The 15009-nt window shown below is 68.6% G+C and carries 16 protein-coding genes; 4 read left to right on the top strand and 12 right to left on the bottom strand.

Going from position 1 to position 15009, the window contains the following annotated elements; translation table 11 throughout:
* The 3 genes from AB6A65_RS12095 to AB6A65_RS12085 form a co-directional block, all read left to right on the top strand.
* On the top strand, positions 1-244 hold a 244-nt coding region (locus AB6A65_RS12095), incomplete at its 5' end, for an arsenate reductase (azurin) small subunit (protein WP_371038644.1).
* Between the two features lie 13 nt (positions 245-257).
* The gene (locus AB6A65_RS12090; protein WP_371038643.1) at positions 258-2786 is read left to right on the top strand and encodes an arsenate reductase (azurin) large subunit; all 2529 of its coding nucleotides are present in this window, start codon (positions 258-260) and stop codon (positions 2784-2786) included.
* A gap of 190 nt (positions 2787-2976) precedes the next feature.
* Positions 2977-3168 carry a hypothetical protein gene (locus tag AB6A65_RS12085; RefSeq protein WP_371038648.1) on the top strand — a complete coding sequence of 64 codons (192 nt, stop codon included), beginning with the start codon at positions 2977-2979 and terminating at the stop codon, positions 3166-3168.
* Here the strand turns inward: AB6A65_RS12085 and AB6A65_RS12080 are convergent.
* The 10 genes from AB6A65_RS12080 to AB6A65_RS12035 all read right to left on the bottom strand — a co-directional run bounded on the left by AB6A65_RS12080 (position 3137) and on the right by AB6A65_RS12035 (position 11455).
* Positions 3137-3610, bottom strand: a complete 474-nt coding sequence (locus AB6A65_RS12080) for a DUF427 domain-containing protein (protein ID WP_371038642.1) — start codon at positions 3608-3610, stop codon at positions 3137-3139. The genes AB6A65_RS12085 and AB6A65_RS12080 overlap by 32 nt on opposite strands.
* Complete coding sequence (locus AB6A65_RS12075) at positions 3607-4011, bottom strand: DUF4149 domain-containing protein (RefSeq protein WP_371038641.1); 405 nt, start codon at positions 4009-4011, stop codon at positions 3607-3609. The genes AB6A65_RS12080 and AB6A65_RS12075 overlap by 4 nt, the downstream gene beginning before the upstream one ends.
* Positions 4005-4727, bottom strand: coding sequence for a bifunctional 2-polyprenyl-6-hydroxyphenol methylase/3-demethylubiquinol 3-O-methyltransferase UbiG (gene ubiG, locus AB6A65_RS12070; RefSeq protein ID WP_371038640.1), 723 nt, complete (start codon positions 4725-4727; stop codon positions 4005-4007). The genes AB6A65_RS12075 and ubiG overlap by 7 nt, the downstream gene beginning before the upstream one ends.
* On the bottom strand, positions 4717-5538 hold the full coding sequence (locus AB6A65_RS12065) for an isoprenylcysteine carboxylmethyltransferase family protein (RefSeq protein WP_371038639.1): 822 nt from the start codon (positions 5536-5538) through the stop codon (positions 4717-4719). The genes ubiG and AB6A65_RS12065 overlap by 11 nt, the downstream gene beginning before the upstream one ends.
* Positions 5535-6470 carry an NAD(P)/FAD-dependent oxidoreductase gene (locus AB6A65_RS12060; RefSeq protein ID WP_371038638.1) on the bottom strand — a complete coding sequence of 312 codons (936 nt, stop codon included), beginning with the start codon at positions 6468-6470 and terminating at the stop codon, positions 5535-5537. Before AB6A65_RS12060 ends, AB6A65_RS12065 begins: the two co-directional genes overlap by 4 nt.
* Entirely contained in the window at positions 6467-7684 is a 1218-nt protein-coding gene (locus AB6A65_RS12055; RefSeq protein ID WP_371038637.1) for an FAD-binding domain-containing protein, read from the bottom strand. The genes AB6A65_RS12060 and AB6A65_RS12055 overlap by 4 nt, the downstream gene beginning before the upstream one ends.
* 282 nt (positions 7685-7966) lie before the next feature.
* Positions 7967-9850: a PHA/PHB synthase family protein gene (locus AB6A65_RS12050; protein ID WP_371038636.1), complete on the bottom strand. Its 1884-nt coding sequence runs from the start codon at positions 9848-9850 to the stop codon at positions 7967-7969.
* A gap of 56 nt (positions 9851-9906) precedes the next feature.
* Positions 9907-10638, bottom strand: a complete 732-nt coding sequence (phbB, locus tag AB6A65_RS12045) for an acetoacetyl-CoA reductase (protein ID WP_371038635.1) — start codon at positions 10636-10638, stop codon at positions 9907-9909.
* Between the two features lie 34 nt (positions 10639-10672).
* Entirely contained in the window at positions 10673-10936 is a 264-nt protein-coding gene (locus AB6A65_RS12040) for a hypothetical protein (protein WP_371038634.1), read from the bottom strand.
* A 264-nt stretch (positions 10937-11200) separates the two neighbouring features.
* The gene (locus AB6A65_RS12035; protein ID WP_371038633.1) at positions 11201-11455 is read right to left on the bottom strand and encodes a hypothetical protein; all 255 of its coding nucleotides are present in this window, start codon (positions 11453-11455) and stop codon (positions 11201-11203) included.
* A 286-nt stretch (positions 11456-11741) separates the two neighbouring features.
* Between AB6A65_RS12035 and AB6A65_RS12030 the strand changes: the two genes are divergently transcribed.
* On the top strand, positions 11742-12152 hold the full coding sequence (locus AB6A65_RS12030; RefSeq protein ID WP_371038632.1) for a CBS domain-containing protein: 411 nt from the start codon (positions 11742-11744) through the stop codon (positions 12150-12152).
* 17 nt (positions 12153-12169) lie between these two features.
* On the opposite strand, the gene AB6A65_RS12025 is transcribed toward AB6A65_RS12030, so the two are convergent.
* The gene (locus AB6A65_RS12025) at positions 12170-12913 is read right to left on the bottom strand and encodes a Crp/Fnr family transcriptional regulator (RefSeq protein WP_371038631.1); all 744 of its coding nucleotides are present in this window, start codon (positions 12911-12913) and stop codon (positions 12170-12172) included.
* A 292-nt stretch (positions 12914-13205) separates the two neighbouring features.
* A complete protein-coding gene (locus tag AB6A65_RS12020; RefSeq protein ID WP_371038630.1) occupies positions 13206-14966 on the bottom strand; it encodes an SLC13 family permease in 1761 nt (586 codons plus the stop codon).
* Between the last annotated feature and the right edge of the window lie 43 nt (positions 14967-15009).

Here is a 15009-nt window from a genome sequence, read left to right as displayed (position 1 = left end):
CCACTTTTCAGGGGGCAGGCCATGCCCGCACAAGGGGTGGTTCCTGCAGTACAACGGCGAGGACCGGACGTTCAACTGCCCCGGCCACTATTCGCGCTTCGATGCTGAAGCCGGCGGGCAGCAGGTCTGGGGCCATGCCACCAACAACCTGCCGCAATTCGTGCTGCGCGTGGACGACGAGGGCGACATCCATGCCGAGGGCGTCGACGAGCTGATCTACGGCCGCCTGTCCAACGTGCTTTGAGGGAGGAATTTCAATGGCTTACAAGAGGCAAATCGACCGTCTGCCGATCATCCCCGCAGACGCGACGGAGCACAATGCCGTGTGTCACTACTGCATCGTCGGCTGCGGCTACAAGGCCTACACCTGGCCCATGAACAAGCAGGGCGGCACGGCGCCGAACCAGAACAAGTTCGGTGTGGACCTGTCCGAACAGCAGTTCCAGGACGCCGAGGCATGGTACTCTCCGTCGATGTACAACATCGTCAAGAAGGACGGTCGCGACGTCCACCTCGTGGTGAAACCGGATGTGAATTGCGTGGTCAATTCCGGGCTCGGCTCCGTTCGCGGGGCCCGCATGGCCGAGAACCACCCCTCCACCGTCACCGGCACCCAGCAGCACCGGCTGACCGATCCGCTGGTCTGGCGCTACGGCAGTTACCAGCCCACGAGCTGGGACGACGCCTACGACCTCGTCGCGCGGGTGACGGCCCGTATCATCGTCGAGAACGGCGAGGACGATCTGATCGTCTCGATGTTCGACCATGGCGGCTCGGGCGGCGGCTACGAGAACACCTGGGGGACGGGCAAGCTCTACTTCGGGTCGATGAAGGTCAAGAACGTCCGCATCCACAACCGCCCGGCCTACAACTCCGAGGTGCACGCCACGCGGGACATGGGGATAGGCGAGTTGAACAATGCCTACGAGGATGCCGGCCTCGCAGATACCCTCGTGGCCTGGGGCTGCAACCCTCTGGAATGCCAGACGAACTATTTCCTCAACCACTGGATCCCGAACCTTCAGGGCGTCACGCAATCCCGCAAGGAAGAGCTGATGCCGGACGAGGCGCACCCACCGGCGCGCATCATATTCGTCGATCCCCGGCGGACCGTCTCGGTCAACGCGGCCGAGCAAGCGGCGGGCCCGGACAACGTGCTGCACCTTCCGATCAATTCGGGTACGGACCTGGCGCTGGCCAACGCGATCTTCACCCATATCGTCGAACAGGGCTGGCACGACATGGACTTCATCGAGGCGCACACGCTGCGCGAGGCAGAGGATCGCCCGCCGCTCTTCCCCGCGCGCGGCGCGGCGGACGGGCGGCCAGGCCATCTGTCGAGCTTCGAAGATGCGGTTGACGCGAACCGCTTGTCTCTCGACGAGGCCGCGGAGATCTGTGGCGTTCCCGCCGAGGACATCCGCAAGGCAGCCGAGTGGATCGCACAGCCGAAAGAGGATGGCAGCCGCCGCCGCACGATGATCGGCTACGAAAAGGGGATCATCTGGAACAACGACAACTACCGCACCAACGGCGGGATCGTGAATATCTCGCTGGCAACGCACAACATCGGCCAGATGGGCGGCGGATGCGTGCGGATGGGCGGCCACCAGGAGGGCTATGTCCGCCCCGACGAGAGCCATGTCGGCCGGCCGGCGGCCTATGTCGACCAGCTCCTGATCAACGGTGAGGGCGGCGTGCACCATATCTGGGATTGCAACCAGTATCGCACCACGCTCAACGCGACCGAGTTCAAGCGCGTCTGGAAACGGCGCACCAACATGGTGAAGGACGCCATGGACGCCGCCGCCGGAGGCACGCGGGAAGAGCTTGTTGAGGCTATCTTTGGCGCGATCCAGGAGGGCGGCCTGTTCGCCGTCAACGTCGAGATCATCCACAATGAAATGGGCAAGCAGGCCCATGTCGTGCTGCCGAGCGCGCAGCAGGGCGAGATGAACCTCACTTCGATGAACGGCGAACGGCGGATGCGTCTGGCGGAGAAATACATGGACCCGCCGGGCAACGCCAAGCCGGACTGCCTGATCGCGGCTGGAATCGCGCAGAACATGGAGCGCGTCCTGCGCGAGATGGGCTATGACGCCTATGCCGATCAGTTCACGGGCTACGACTGGCAGACCGAGGAGGATGCCTTCATAGACGGCTACCAGGCTCGCCACCCGGACGTGACCTACGATCGCCTTCGGGCCATGGGCACCAACGGCTTCCAGGAACCGCCGCAGGGCGTGGACGACGCCGATCGCATCATCGGCACACCGAGACTCTATGGCGATGGAACGTTCTCGACCGATGATGGCCGCGCGCGGTTCATGGCGGGGCCGTGGCGCGGACAGGTCACGCCCGGCAAGGCCGTGGAGATGGATAAGTTTCCCTTCTTCATCAACAACGGCCGGTCGAACCTGAACTGGCAGAACTGGTTCCTCGACCAGGAGAACGACTTCGTTCTCGATCGCTGGCCCTATCCTTTCATCGAAATGCATCCCGACGACATGGCCGAGAAGGGCATCACGGCCGGCGACGTTGTCGAGGTGTTCAACGACAACGGCGCCACGCAGGCCATGGCCTATCCGACGGAGACGGCCAAACGTGGGGAGACCTTCATGCTCTTCGGCAGCCCGCGCGGCACACAGGGCAACATCGTGGGGCCGGGCGTGAACGAGCTGGTGATCCCGGTCTACAAGCAGACTTGGGCGGATATCCGCAAGATCAGCGACACGCCGATGGTGGCGCGAGGGATTTCCTTCAAGTCCAAGGAATACAAGCTCTGAGCCTCATCTGAAAGAATTGATCCGCCCCGGAATTCCCCTGGGGCGGACTTTTCGAGTTTGCGACAAAGAGGCTGCCATGAGTCCTCAAGATAGCGCCTGCTCTGCGGGGCGATCCGAAACGCCGCTGACAGTCGAGGCTGCGCAGTTGCGGGCGTTGGTTGCTGCGGCACCAATCCGCGCAATTTAAAGGATATCGCTCGCCGGCGCAGCCGGGCGCATCCTCGATCAAGCGGCGCTGGCGAGGTCCGCGTTACCGCCGTTCGACAATTCCGCGATGGATGGTTACGCGGTGCGCGTGTCCGACCTTGAAGGGATTGGGCCCTGGCGTCTTCCGGTCCGCGCGCGTGTCGCTACCAGTGCCGGGTGCCGTGCGCGCCCTTGATGCGGCCCTCGAGGTTGGGAGTGACCCACCCGCCGTAGAAATCCCCCGGCTGGGGCAGGACGCGCACGCCCCCGACCCACGCCTCGTCCATCAGCCCCGCGTAGAAGGCCACGAACCCCGCAAGCGGCGCGAAACCGGCGGTGGGGTGGTCGTAGCTCCAGGCGGCACGCGGTGCAGTCGTCGCACCGGCGAGCACGTCGAAATAGCGCGCCGCGCCCTTCCACTCGCAGAACGTGGCGCCGCCTACCGGGCGCAGCGTGGCGCCGATATCCTCGGGCGGCAGGTAGTAGGTGGGCGCGTGATGGGTCTCGAGCACCCGAAGCGCGTGGGTCGTGTCGGCAACCGTCACGCCCCCAAGCCGGACCGTCACCCGCTGCGGCACGGGCTCCAGCGCCGGCGGGCGCGGGTAGGACTGGACGTTCTCACGCGGCAGGCCGGTCATGCGAGCCCTCCGCCGGCGAAGCGCGCCAGGACATAGGCCGCGATCACGATATGGGCGAGGGTGATGACGACGGAAAGCCCGTGCAGCCACTTGAAGCGCGCCTTCGCGCCCGTGTCGGTGGCGCGGTTGATGGCCGGCATCAGGACCTGCCGCGTGGGCAGCGTCGTGGCCGCGACCAGCGCGAGCAGCCCGGCCGCAAGCGGGTCGACGGGCCACGCGAGCGCGGCCGCCGCCGCGGCGACGCCCATGACGAAAAGATAGAACAGTGGAAAGGCGCGCCGGATCGTCGTGCCGGCCACGTCCGGCGGCAGGGCGGTGAACAGGAAGGCCGCGAAACCGAAAGAATAAAGCACCATGCCCCCGAAAAGAAGCGCGGTGGCGAGAAGCGCCGCGGTCAGCATGAGACATCTCCGCTTGCGAGGGCGGGCCGCCGGGCGAGGCCCATGTAGAGGATCGCGGTGAGGGGCAGGGGCCCGAAGGTCAGGTCCAGGCGGCGGTCGATGCCGCGCGGCCCGAGGCCGGTCATCAGCCCCGGCGCGAGGCCCGCGCCCTCCATCGCGCGCGAAAGCTCCCGCGGCTTGATGAACATCGCGGGATCGTGCGTCCCGCGCGGCAGAAGGCGCAGCAGATCCTCGGCCACGGTGATGGTCGCGAACCGCGCCAGCGGGTTGCGGTTGATCGTGTCGTAGAGAAAGAGCCCGCCCGGACGCAGCACGCGCGCCACCTCCGAGAGCACCCGGTCGAGGTCGGCCACATGTTCGAGCACGTCGACGCAGACCACGGCATCGAAGGCCGCGTCGTCGTATGGCAGGGCCTCGCCCACGCCGACATCGTAGCGGATCCCGAGCCCCCGGGCGTCCGCGTGGCGGCGCGCGGCCTCCACCGCCTCGGCGGCGGGGTCGATCCCGGTGACCCGCGCGCCGCGCCCGGCCATCGCCTCCGCCATGAAGCCGCCGGCGCATCCCAGGTCCAGCACGTCCTTTCCCGCCCAGTCGATATGCCGGTCGAACCATTTCAGACGCCCCGGCACGAGATTCTTGAGCGTGCGCACCCAGCGCACCTCGTCCGACCACCATCGGTCGGCCACGGCGTCGTAGATCGTCAGGTCATTTCGCATCGGCATTGTCCCGTGTCGGTCTGGGCCGCGGCACCACATAGGGCACGGAGGCGCGGTACCGCGCGAACCGGTCGCCGTAGCGCGCGGCGAAGCGCCGTTCCTTCAGGCGCGGGGCCAGCAGGCAATAGGCGGTGTAGCTGACGGCGAGGGCGAGCTGGTCTGGCGTCCAGACCGGCACCGTCCAGAGCGTGAGCGCGAACGCCACGTAGATCGGCTGCCGTATCACGCGGAACAGGCCCTGCGTCGGCATGTCGGGAAAGACCGGACGGATCCGCGCCATCAGCGACATCCATCCCAGCGCGCCCGACTGCACCTCCGCACCGGCGTCGAAGCTTGCCTTGATCAGCAACAGCCAGCTTGCGGCATAGGCCGCGCAGATCGCCCAGAACGCCGCGCCCTCGGCCCGCCACCAGACGATGCCCGAAGGTGTCCAGAGCGCGAAGAGCGCCAGCAGCTGCGCCGAGGCGATGATGGCATAGGTGGTGGTGGCGAGCGTCGCGCCGTGCGGGCCGGGGATCAGCCGCGTCAGCCAACGCCCGCCCGGACCGGTCAGCAGGAACGAATGGGCAAGCGGAAACTGGGCGATCAGTGCCGCGTTGGCCAGCAGCGCCCAGGGCCACGGGACGGTGCCGAAGCTTTCGCTCAGCCCGAAGAACATGGCGGCGATCATCGCCAGCACGGCCGCCGCGAAAAGCGTGTGGCAGAGCAGCCCCAGCCCGAGCGCGAGGGCGATGCGCCCGGCGCCCGGCGGTGGACGCAGCGCGGAACCGATCAGGGCGAGCAGCCGGGCGATCCGGGGGTCATCGGTCATGGCATGCGCTCCAGCAGGGTGTCGGCGGCGGCGGTGCCGCTGGTCCAGGCCGCCTCGACGCGCGGGCCGAGGCACCAGTCTCCTGCAAGGCAAAGCGTGCCATCCGCTGCCGCGAGGCAGGGCTGGCCGAGCGGCGCGGTGACGTGGGCGTAGCGCCAGCGATGCGCCGCGGCGTGGACCGCGCGGTCGGGCGCAGTGCCCAGCCTGTCGCAGAGCAGGGGCAGCATCGCCGCGGCGATATCGTCCGGGTCGTCTTCGAGGTGGCGCCGGCTGAACGCGGCACCCGCCTGCGCGACCCACGCCACCGCGTCCGATGCGGGGCGGCCCGGTTTGCTGCTGTCCTGGGAAATCCAGGAGAGCGGATCATCCGGGTCGCACCGCGTGACGAAGGGGGCGGGCGCGCTCAGCGCCGCCATGAGCGTCAGGGAGGGGGCGAACCCGACGGCGGCCAGCGGCGCGACCAGCGGATGATCCGCACCCAGCAGTCCCGCCACTTGCGGCGCGGGGACGGTCACAACGACGCGGGCGGCCCGGTGCCAGGCGTCGCCCACGCGCAGCATCCACGCGCCCTCGTCCGGGCGCAGGGCCGTGACCTCGGCCCGCTGGCGCACCTCGAGACCCTGTGCGAGCGCCTTGGCGAGCGACGACATGCCGGGCGTGCCGACGAGGTGGGCGCGCCCGGAGCCGTCCTGCCAGCGCGCCACAGCCTCGCGGGTTTCAGCCGCGTCGAGCACCGCGGCAAAGGCATCCCCGCGCGCCGTGACGTACTGCGCGCCGTGGTCGAATTGCAGCCCGTCGGCGCGCCGGGTGGCGACCCGCCCGCCGATGCCGCGCCCCTTGTCGAACAGCACCGGCACCAGCCCCGCCCCGGCAAGCCGCCGCGCACAGGCGATGCCGGCGATTCCGGCCCCCACGATTGCCACGTCCATCATGCCTCGACCGTCCGTTCGAGGATCTGCGGGATCTTCTTCTTGACCTTGAAGAACCCGGCGGTCGCGTGGGGCCAGATCGCGCTGTCCCAATCGCGGCGCCACTCGCGGATCGCGATGCCACGCGCCTCGAGCGCCGGCCGCGCCTCCATCAGCCAGTCATGCAGCGGACCGCGCGTCACATAGGGCGTGACGATCTGCGTGGCCCCCGCCTCGGCCGCCCAGCGAGCGAGAAGATCCGGGTGATCGGCGCGCAATCTGGCGGGCGAGACGCCCGCCCGGGCCGCCGCGTCGGCGAGCGCATCGGCCTCGAACCGCGCGACGGCCTCCGCCACGGGCCGGGGCGAGCGCAGGTTGCTGGCCGACAGCGTGGCGGTGCCGCGGATGTCGAGACCGGCGAGGTCGAACTCCTCGACGCGGCAATCCTCGTCGGTGATCAGAAGCGCGGCGGGCGCGTGCGCGTCGGGTTCAGCGACCTCCCGCAGCGGCTGGACCGGGGGCAGCCCGTCGGGCTCTTCCGCCTCAAGGCCCTCGGTCACCTCTGCCAGATCGCGCTCGCGCGGGGTGAAGCGGCCGCCGGTGAACTTGGCGATGTTCCAGGCCTGCGCGCGGTAGGGCTTGCCGCGCGTGTGCAGCCCCGCCACCCAGCGCCAGCCCAGCGTGTTCGAGGCCGCATCCCCGTCGAGCAGGTGGCGGTAGAAGAAGTCGGCGCCCAGACGCCAGGGCAGTTCCAGCGTGAAGATCCAGATCGAGGCGAACCACATCCGCGCGTGGTTGTGCAGATACCCGGTCTCGACCAGTTCCTCGGCCCAGGCGTCGAAACAGGCCAGCCCGGTCCGCCCCTCCTCGGCGCGGCCCACGTCGCGCCGGAGGCGGCGGTCGAGATCGAGGGTCTCCAGATCGGCCCGGACGCCCTCGGCATAGCGGGTCCAGGCCTGGGGCCGGCGTTCCAGCCAGCCCTTGAAATAGCCGCGCCAGATCACTTCCTGGACGAATTTCTCGGCGTTCTCGGGGCCGTGGGCGGCCAGCGCGGCGGCCGCGACCTCTTCTTCGGTGACGAGCCTGCGCCGGACATAGGGCGACAGGACGGAGACGTCCTTGTGCCGGCCGGGCCCCCGGTCATGGTTGCGCCCGTTGGCGTAGCGCCGGCCCATGGCTGGCACGAAGTTTTCCAGGCGTTCCAGCCCATGGGCGCGTGTGGCGATGGGGCGATGCATCTCTCTGCCGTATCCGGTTGCCGGTGTCGGGCGCACATGTTTCGCTGCGCCGGCGGGTCAACACCATGCGACGGGGTGTCCCCGGATTTCTTCAATGGACATCGCGCGGCCGGGCAGGGCGCCGCGCCGTCCGTGCCGGCACGCATCGCTGGTCTTTCCGGCCCATGTCCGGGTGCTCGCGCCGCGTGCGGGCCCGTGCCCGCGTCTTGCCGCGCGACGAGCTGGGAGGTTTCGGCGGGCCGGGCGCGAGCCCTTCGCGCCGCGCCCCCATGCCGCCGCGCCTCAGCGCTGGAACACGTAGGCGCCGGGCGCCTCCTCGATCGGGCGATAGCGGCCCGACGTGGTGCCCATGGCGGGCGGCGCCACCTCCTTCGAGGAGCGTTCGCCGAGCCACGCGGTCAGCGCGGGCCACCAGGAGCCCTCCTGCCGTTCCGCCGACGCCTGCCACGCCTCGGGCGAGAGATAGGGTTCCCCGTCCTCGGTGGTGCGTATCCGGTACTCCCGGCCGTCATGGCCGGGCTCGCTGATGATGCCGGCGTTGTGGCCGCCATTTGTCAGCACGAAGGTGAGCTGCGTGTCGGCAAGCAGGTGCAGCTTGTAGACCGATTGCCAGGGCGCGACGTGATCCGACGTGGTCGAGACGCAGAAGATCGGCGCGTGGATGTCGCCGACCGTCACGGGCTTGCCGTTCAGCCGGTACTTGCCTTCCGCGAGTTCGTTGCCCAGGAAGATCTTGCGCAGGTACTCGCTCTGCATCCGGTAGGGCATCCGCGTGGCGTCGGCGTTCCACGCCATCAGGTCGAACATCTCCTGCCGGCGCCCCATCAGGTACTCGTGGACGTAGCGCGACCAGATCAGGTCCGCCGAGCGCAGCAACTGGAACGCCCCGGCCATCTGCTTGGTGTCGAGATAGCCCTGGTCCCACATCATGTTCTCGAGAAACGCGACCTCGCTTTCGCTGACGAAGAGCTGAAGTTCTCCCGGCTCCTCGAAATCGGTCTGCGTGGCGAAGAGCGTCAGCGAGGCCAGCCTGTCGTCGCCGTCGCGCGCCATCTGCGCCGCCTTGGCCGCCATCAGCGTGCCGCCGAGGCAGTAGCCGACACCGTGGATCTTGCGGTCCGGCACGATCGCGCCCACCGCGTCCATCGCCTCGGCCACGGCGTCGAAATAGTCGTCCATCCCCTTGTCGCGATCCTCGGCCGTGGGGTTGCGCCACGACACCATGAAGACCGTGAACCCCTGCTCGACGAGGTATTTCACCAGCGAGTTGTGCGGGCTGAGATCGAGGATGTAGTATTTCATGATCCAGGCCGGGACGATCAGCAGCGGTTCGGCCTTCACCTTGTCCGTCTGCGGCGCGTACTGGATCAGTTCCAGAAGCCGGTTGCGGTAGACGACCTTGCCGGGCGTGACGGCGACGTCGCGCCCCGGCAGGTAGTCCTCGGTGCCCACGGGCAGCTTGCCCGAGATCGCGCGCTCCCAGTCTTCCAGGAAGTGCTCGGCGCCGCGCACGAGATTGGCGCCGCCTTCGCGGAACGTCGCCGCCGCGACCTCGGGATTGGTCGCCACGAAATTCGACGGCGACATCATGTCGAGTATCTGCCGGGTGACGAACGAGACCACCTGCTCCTGGCGGGGGGTCACGCCGTCGATGTCGCAGGCCGCGTTGTACCACCATTGCTGGTTCAGCAGGAAAGCCTGGTAGATGGCGTTGTAGGGCCAGCGCGTCCAGCCCTCGTCCTCGAAGCGGTGGTCGTGGGGCAGGGGCTCGATGCAGGGCTCCGCGCCGGGATCCCGGGCGAGCTGGCCCGCGTAGACGCCGAAGCGCATCGCCTTGCGCGCGGCCTTCTCGGCCAGCTGGACCTGCTTTCCGGGCGATCCGGCAAGGTGGGTCCACCACGTGAAGAAGGTGGAGGCGAGGCCATAGGGCGACACACCGAGGGTGAAGCGCGCCAGATGCGCGTTGGCGGCCCGGTCGAGGCTCTTGGTGCTGTACCGGTCGGGCGCCTCGAGCGGCGAGGTATGGACGATTTCGGGCGGCTCGGCGTCGAGGCCGCTGCGCGCCTCGCGCGGCGTGGACTGGCCGGCCTGCGCCTCGTCCGCGTCAGGCTTCCGGGCCTTCTCCGCCTTGGCGGAACGGGGGGTCTCGTGCTTGGTGTCGGGCATGACTGCTCCTTTCGAACCTTCGCCGCCGCGTTTTTCCGGGCCGGTCGCGCCCCGGTCTACCCCATCCGGAGCCCGCCGTTCACGGCAAGAGTGGTCCCGGTGATGAACCCCGCGTCATCGGAGGCGAGGAACCTCACGCAGCGCCCGATTTCCGGCGGTTCGGCGAGCCGCGAGAGCGGGATCATGTCCACGATGCCGTCCAGGATATCGTCGGGCATGGCGCCCACCATCGGCGTGTCGGCATAGCCCGGGGCGATCGCGTTGACCGTGATGCCCTTGCCGGCCGTCTCGCGCGCGAGCGCGCGGGTGAAACCCTCGACGCCCGCCTTGGCCGCGCAGTAGTTGGTCTGGCCCGCCTGGCCCCGCGCCGCGTTCACCGACGAGATGTTGATGATCCGACCGAAGCCGCGCTCCCGCATGCCTTCGATCACCTGGCGTGTGACGTTGAACATGGATCCCAGATCGACCCGCATGACGGCGTCCCAATCCTCGCGGTCCATCTTGTGGAACATCGTGTCCCGGTTCACGCCCGCATTGTTCACGAGGATGTCGATCGGGCCCAGTGCCTCTTCCACCTCCGCGATGCCCTCGGCGCAGGCGTCGTAATCGGCCACGTCCCATTCGAAGACGGGCATGCCCGTCTCCTTCGCGAAGGCGTCCGCGCGCTCCCCAGCGCCAAGGTGCGTGGCGGCAACCGACGCTCCGCCCTCGGCAAGGGCGCGCGCGGCGGCCGCGCCCAGCCCCTGAACGCCGCCCGTCACCAGGGCCACTCTCTTCTCGGTCGTCATCGGTCGTCCTTTCCTTCTGGCTTGGCATCGCGGCTCAGGCGTCGCTCTCCAGCAGCAGCGCGATGCCCTGCCCGCCGCCGATGCACAGCGTCACGAGCCCCCGGCCCACGCTCTCGCGGCTCATGGCGTGCATCAGGCGGGTGGTGAGAATCGCGCCGTCCTCGGCGTTCACGGTCTTCCCGGAGAGTTCGAAGTCGTCGGTCAACCCGAGGGCGCTGGCGGTTGACGGCTCGTCGATCTCGGCCCGGCCCATATCGACCATCGACCAGCCCGCGCGCGAGCGCGAGGCGCGCGGCAAGCCGGAGGCGGTGGTCCTCGGCGATCTCGCGCATGCCCACGGCCATGCCGGTCGCTACGGTGGTCAAACCGGGCGCATGGCCGGCAGTGCGCGCGCCGTCCTCGCGAAAGGCCGGCGCGCGCTTTGCAAGCCCGTCCCCGGTGGCGTCGGGCCGGTTCGCCTCGTCCTTGCGGACCTCCGTCTCGCCGAACGTCCCGGCGAGCGTGCCGACGGCGTGGCGCGGAACCACTTCCGGAAGGGGCATCTGGGGCTCCGATCTGGGGATCAGGTTTCGGGAAAGTCGGTGTCGGTGGGCTTGCCGCTGCCCGGCTTGCCGCTCCGGACGTTCCAGTGCGGATCCTTGCGCTTGATCCGGCGCGAGATCGCGTAGGCGGCCGGCCAGGTCAGAAGCAGCCCCGCGACGACGGCGGCCGCGATCGGGATCCAGCTGTAGAAACCGAGGGACAGCACCGTGATCACCAGCCCGCCCACGAGGACGGGCCCCGTCAAGAGCGTCACGACGATACTCAGGCGATCCATGTCGGCTCCTTCTCCGGCCCGTGCCGGGACCTGTCTCTCCTGCCTCGGACCATGGTCGAAAAGGGGCCCGCGATCATTAACGCTCGTTAACGACCGCGGCAGCGCGGGGCTGCTTGACTGACGAGCGCTCAAGCTGACCCAGACGAAGCGAGACGGGCATGGGCATCGAGCCATATCCTGACGTAAAGCGCGGCCCCCGGCATCGCGCACCACTGCCGCGCGGCATCCGCATCCCGAGGCGGCTGGCCGCGTGGGCAACGCGGCGTGCGGGGTGTCGTTTCCTGCCATGAAGGTTCGCGAGATCATGTCGCGCCCCGTGGTCGCGATCTCCCCGTGGGGGTCGATCCGCACCGCCCTCGGCCTCATGCGCGAGAACGACATCGGCGCGCTTCCCGTGGTGGGCGAGGACATACTGGTGGGGATCGTCACGGATCGCGACATCGCCTTCGCGCTGGCCCGGGACGCCACCCAGGACACGCTTGTCTGCACGTTCATGACACGGCATCCGGCAAGCTGCCGCGCCGATGAGGAGGTGGCCCGCGCCGCGGAGATCATGGGGGATCGGCAGGTCCGCCGGCTTCCGGTGCTCGACCGGGACGATCGCCTCGCGGGTGTCCTGTCGCTCGGCGACATCGCCGAGCGCGTGTCGGAGGAACTGGCCGGCCAGACCCTTGGCGAAATCTGTGAAAGGCGGTAGCGCCGCGCCGGCCCGGATCAGGCCGCGTGCGTGACTTCCCTGCGCAGCTCTTCGAGGTCGATCTCCGCGATCACGGCCAGCGCGTCGAGATCGTGAACGACGATGTCCATGTGGTCGCTGACCGACAGGATGTTCTGCCGTTCGAAGCGGCGGAAGGTCCGGCAGACATGGACCGAGGACAGCCCGACGAAATCGCCCAGCACTTGTTGCGTCATGGGAATGTGGAACTGCTTTTCCCCGACGAGGCCCGATGTGGACGTGCGCAGCCCGAGTTCCAGTAGCGCGTAGGCGATCCGGCAGTCGGCGTTGCTCCGTCCAAGGCGCAGCATGCGCTCTGCCATGCGCGCATCGCGCAACGCGAAGAGATCGTCCACGAGCCAGTGCGCGTCCGCATGCGCGCCGAGAAGCCGCTGCCAGTCCCCGCGCGGGATGGAGGAAAGGGTGACATCCGTCAGCGCCCAGAGATCCGCCGTGGCGTGCTCCCCGCCCGCGGATCGCGGATCGAAGACGTCGCCGGGAAGCAGGATGTCGATGATCTGGCGATGCCCTTCCATCGTGGACTTCGACAGGACCAGCCATCCCGAGACCACGAAACAGATCGCCGTGCCCTGCTTGCAGGAGACCGACAGCGTTCGGTCCGCGGGGATGTTGCGCCGGGTCGCCTCGATCAGGGCGCGCAGCGCCTGCGCCGCCTGCGGATCCGCAATGTCCCAGCGCGGCATCGCAAGCGGGCTCTTTCCGGCCGGGGTCTTCCTGGTCATTCGCATCTCTCCGGAAGGTCCCGATGGCATCGGCGGGTCACGGTCGGGGCGCATGTGGCCGCACGCTCCGTTCGGTGAGCGCGTCGCACGGTTCCTGACATTCAGTGCATTCGATATCACATGCGGTGGCGAATGGCCATGAAATCGCCCGATTTGGCGCACCGGCCGGAAAAAGCCCGGAAAACGCCCACCGGGAGCGGCGGTCCTTTCGCAAGGAGTGCGGCAGGACAGGTCGGGCCTTTTCTTGTGCCACCGCGCGTTCCCGCCCGCGCAGCGCGACGGATTCCGGTCCTCACCAGATCATCGGCACGAGGACGAGCAGCACCGTCACGCAGATCAGCGTCAGCGGCGCGCCGGCACGGGCGTAATCGAAGAACCTGTAGCGTCCGGCGTCGTAGACCAGCAGGCAGGCCGGCTCCAGCGGCGAGATGAACGACACCGAGGCGGACAGCGTCACGAGAATCGCCAGCATCCGCGGGTCGAGCCCCAGCCCGTCGGCGGCCGCCACCGCGACCGGGATCACCGTCAGCGCGGCGGCCGCGTTGGACATCGGCTGGGTCAGCAAGACGGTCAGCAGGCTGAAGCCGGCCATCGCCGCGAACGGTCCGACGGGCGCGCTCCACCGCACGACGATATCGGCGAGGTAGGCCGCCGCGCCGCTTTCCTCCATCGCGAGCCCGAAGCCCGACATTGCCGCGATGAGCACGATGAGCCGCCATTCGATGAACCTGTAGGCTTCCGACATGGCGATGTTGCCGGCCAGGATCACGAAGAGCACCGCCACGAGGAACGCGAGCGACAGGGGCGCAAGGCCCAGGGCGCTGACGAGGATCGCCACCGCCATGGCCGCGAGCGCCCTGGTGCCTTCGCGCGGCGTGACGACCGGCGTCTCGACACGGGTGAGGACCTTAAGATCCGGATCGCCCCGCAGCGACGCCATGTGCCGTTCCGGGCCCTGAAGCAGAAGCACGTCGCCCGAGCGCAGCCGCAGGTTCTCGATCCGGGCCGGGCGGCTCCGCTCGCGCCGGTAGACGGCCAGCACGATGCCGCGGTAGCGGTCGAAAAAGCCGATCTGCTTGAGCGACTGCCCGACCAGCCGGGACTGCGGCGTCACCACCGCCTCCACCAGCACCGGCGTCACGTCGCCGCCGTATCGTTCGGAGAAGTGGCTGTCGGGCTCCAGCGTGAAATCGGAGGATTTCCTAAGCTTCATCAGACCGTCCCGCGTGGTCCGGATGATCAGCTCGTCGCCCGCGCGCAGCTTGCGGGAATGGTGCGGATCGCGCCTTTCGCGATCGCGAACGACGGACAGCAGGTCCGTGTCGAGCCCGTCGAAATCGAGGTTTCCGATGGCCTCGTCGATGGCCGAGGAGCCTTCGGGAAGGCCGAGCGTGGTGAAGAACCGTCGCGGTTCGGCGTTTCGCGCGGTCTCGACGGACCTCCGCGCAGGCAGAAGCCAATGCCCCGTCATCGCCAGCCACAGCAGCCCGGTCACCGACAGAACGGCGCCCACCGCGGCGAACTCGAAAAGCGAGAAGGGCTCCAGCCCGAGCCTTGATGCCATGCCGCTGCCCGCGAGGTTGGCCGAGGTGCCGATCAGCGTCGCCGATCCGCCGAGCATCGAGGCGAAGGCCAGCGGCATCAGGACCCGGCTCGCGCTGATCCCGGTGCGCCGGGCCGTCTCGATCGCCGCGGGCATCAGCATCGCGGTCGTGTTGGTGTTGCTCAGAAGGGCGGAACTGCCCGCGGACATGGACAGCAGCGTGAGTATCGATAGCCGCTCGTTGCCCTTTCCAAGGTCATGCGCGAATTTTCCCAGCCATTCCATCACCCCCGATTTCGCGACCGATCCCGCCAGCACCATGACCGACGCCAGCACGATGATGATTTCGCTGCCGAACCCCGTATAGGCGTCCGCCGGCGCGAGGATCCCGCTTGCGACGAGGGCCGTGAGCAATCCCAGCGCCGTGACGTCGGGCGAGACCAACTCCGTCGCGAAAAGGACCATCGCCGCCACCAGAAGCAGGAGGACAATTGCGATCTCGGGCGTCATCGTCCCCCCGTCGGCCTGGCCCGGCGCGGCGCCGCAGGCAGGA

The organism is Rhodosalinus sp. FB01 (assembly GCF_041365715.1).
Classification (GTDB): Bacteria; Pseudomonadota; Alphaproteobacteria; order Rhodobacterales; family Rhodobacteraceae; genus Rhodosalinus.
The sequence above is the reverse complement of the archived record's forward strand: the minus strand, read 5'-3'. Positions and strand labels throughout refer to the sequence as shown.

Excerpts from the sequence above, each read along its gene's own strand:
- AB6A65_RS12025 (WP_371038631.1), bottom strand. The coding sequence starts at position 12,913 with ATGACCAGGAAGACCCCGGCCGGAAAGAGCCCGCTTGCGATGCCGCGC.
- AB6A65_RS12030 (WP_371038632.1), top strand. The coding sequence starts at position 11,742 with ATGAAGGTTCGCGAGATCATGTCGCGCCCCGTGGTCGCGATCTCCCCG.
- AB6A65_RS12065 (WP_371038639.1), bottom strand. The coding sequence starts at position 5,538 with ATGACCGATGACCCCCGGATCGCCCGGCTGCTCGCCCTGATCGGTTCC.
- AB6A65_RS12020 (WP_371038630.1), bottom strand. The coding sequence starts at position 14,966 with ATGACGCCCGAGATCGCAATTGTCCTCCTGCTTCTGGTGGCGGCGATG.
- AB6A65_RS12090 (WP_371038643.1), top strand. The coding sequence starts at position 258 with ATGGCTTACAAGAGGCAAATCGACCGTCTGCCGATCATCCCCGCAGAC.
- AB6A65_RS12075 (WP_371038641.1), bottom strand. The coding sequence starts at position 4,011 with ATGCTGACCGCGGCGCTTCTCGCCACCGCGCTTCTTTTCGGGGGCATG.
- AB6A65_RS12050 (WP_371038636.1), bottom strand. The coding sequence starts at position 9,850 with ATGCCCGACACCAAGCACGAGACCCCCCGTTCCGCCAAGGCGGAGAAG.
- AB6A65_RS12060 (WP_371038638.1), bottom strand. The coding sequence starts at position 6,470 with ATGATGGACGTGGCAATCGTGGGGGCCGGAATCGCCGGCATCGCCTGT.
- phbB (WP_371038635.1), bottom strand. The coding sequence starts at position 10,638 with ATGACGACCGAGAAGAGAGTGGCCCTGGTGACGGGCGGCGTTCAGGGG.
- ubiG (WP_371038640.1), bottom strand. The coding sequence starts at position 4,727 with ATGCGAAATGACCTGACGATCTACGACGCCGTGGCCGACCGATGGTGG.
- AB6A65_RS12055 (WP_371038637.1), bottom strand. The coding sequence starts at position 7,684 with ATGCATCGCCCCATCGCCACACGCGCCCATGGGCTGGAACGCCTGGAA.
- AB6A65_RS12080 (WP_371038642.1), bottom strand. The coding sequence starts at position 3,610 with ATGACCGGCCTGCCGCGTGAGAACGTCCAGTCCTACCCGCGCCCGCCG.
- AB6A65_RS12035 (WP_371038633.1), bottom strand. The coding sequence starts at position 11,455 with ATGGATCGCCTGAGTATCGTCGTGACGCTCTTGACGGGGCCCGTCCTC.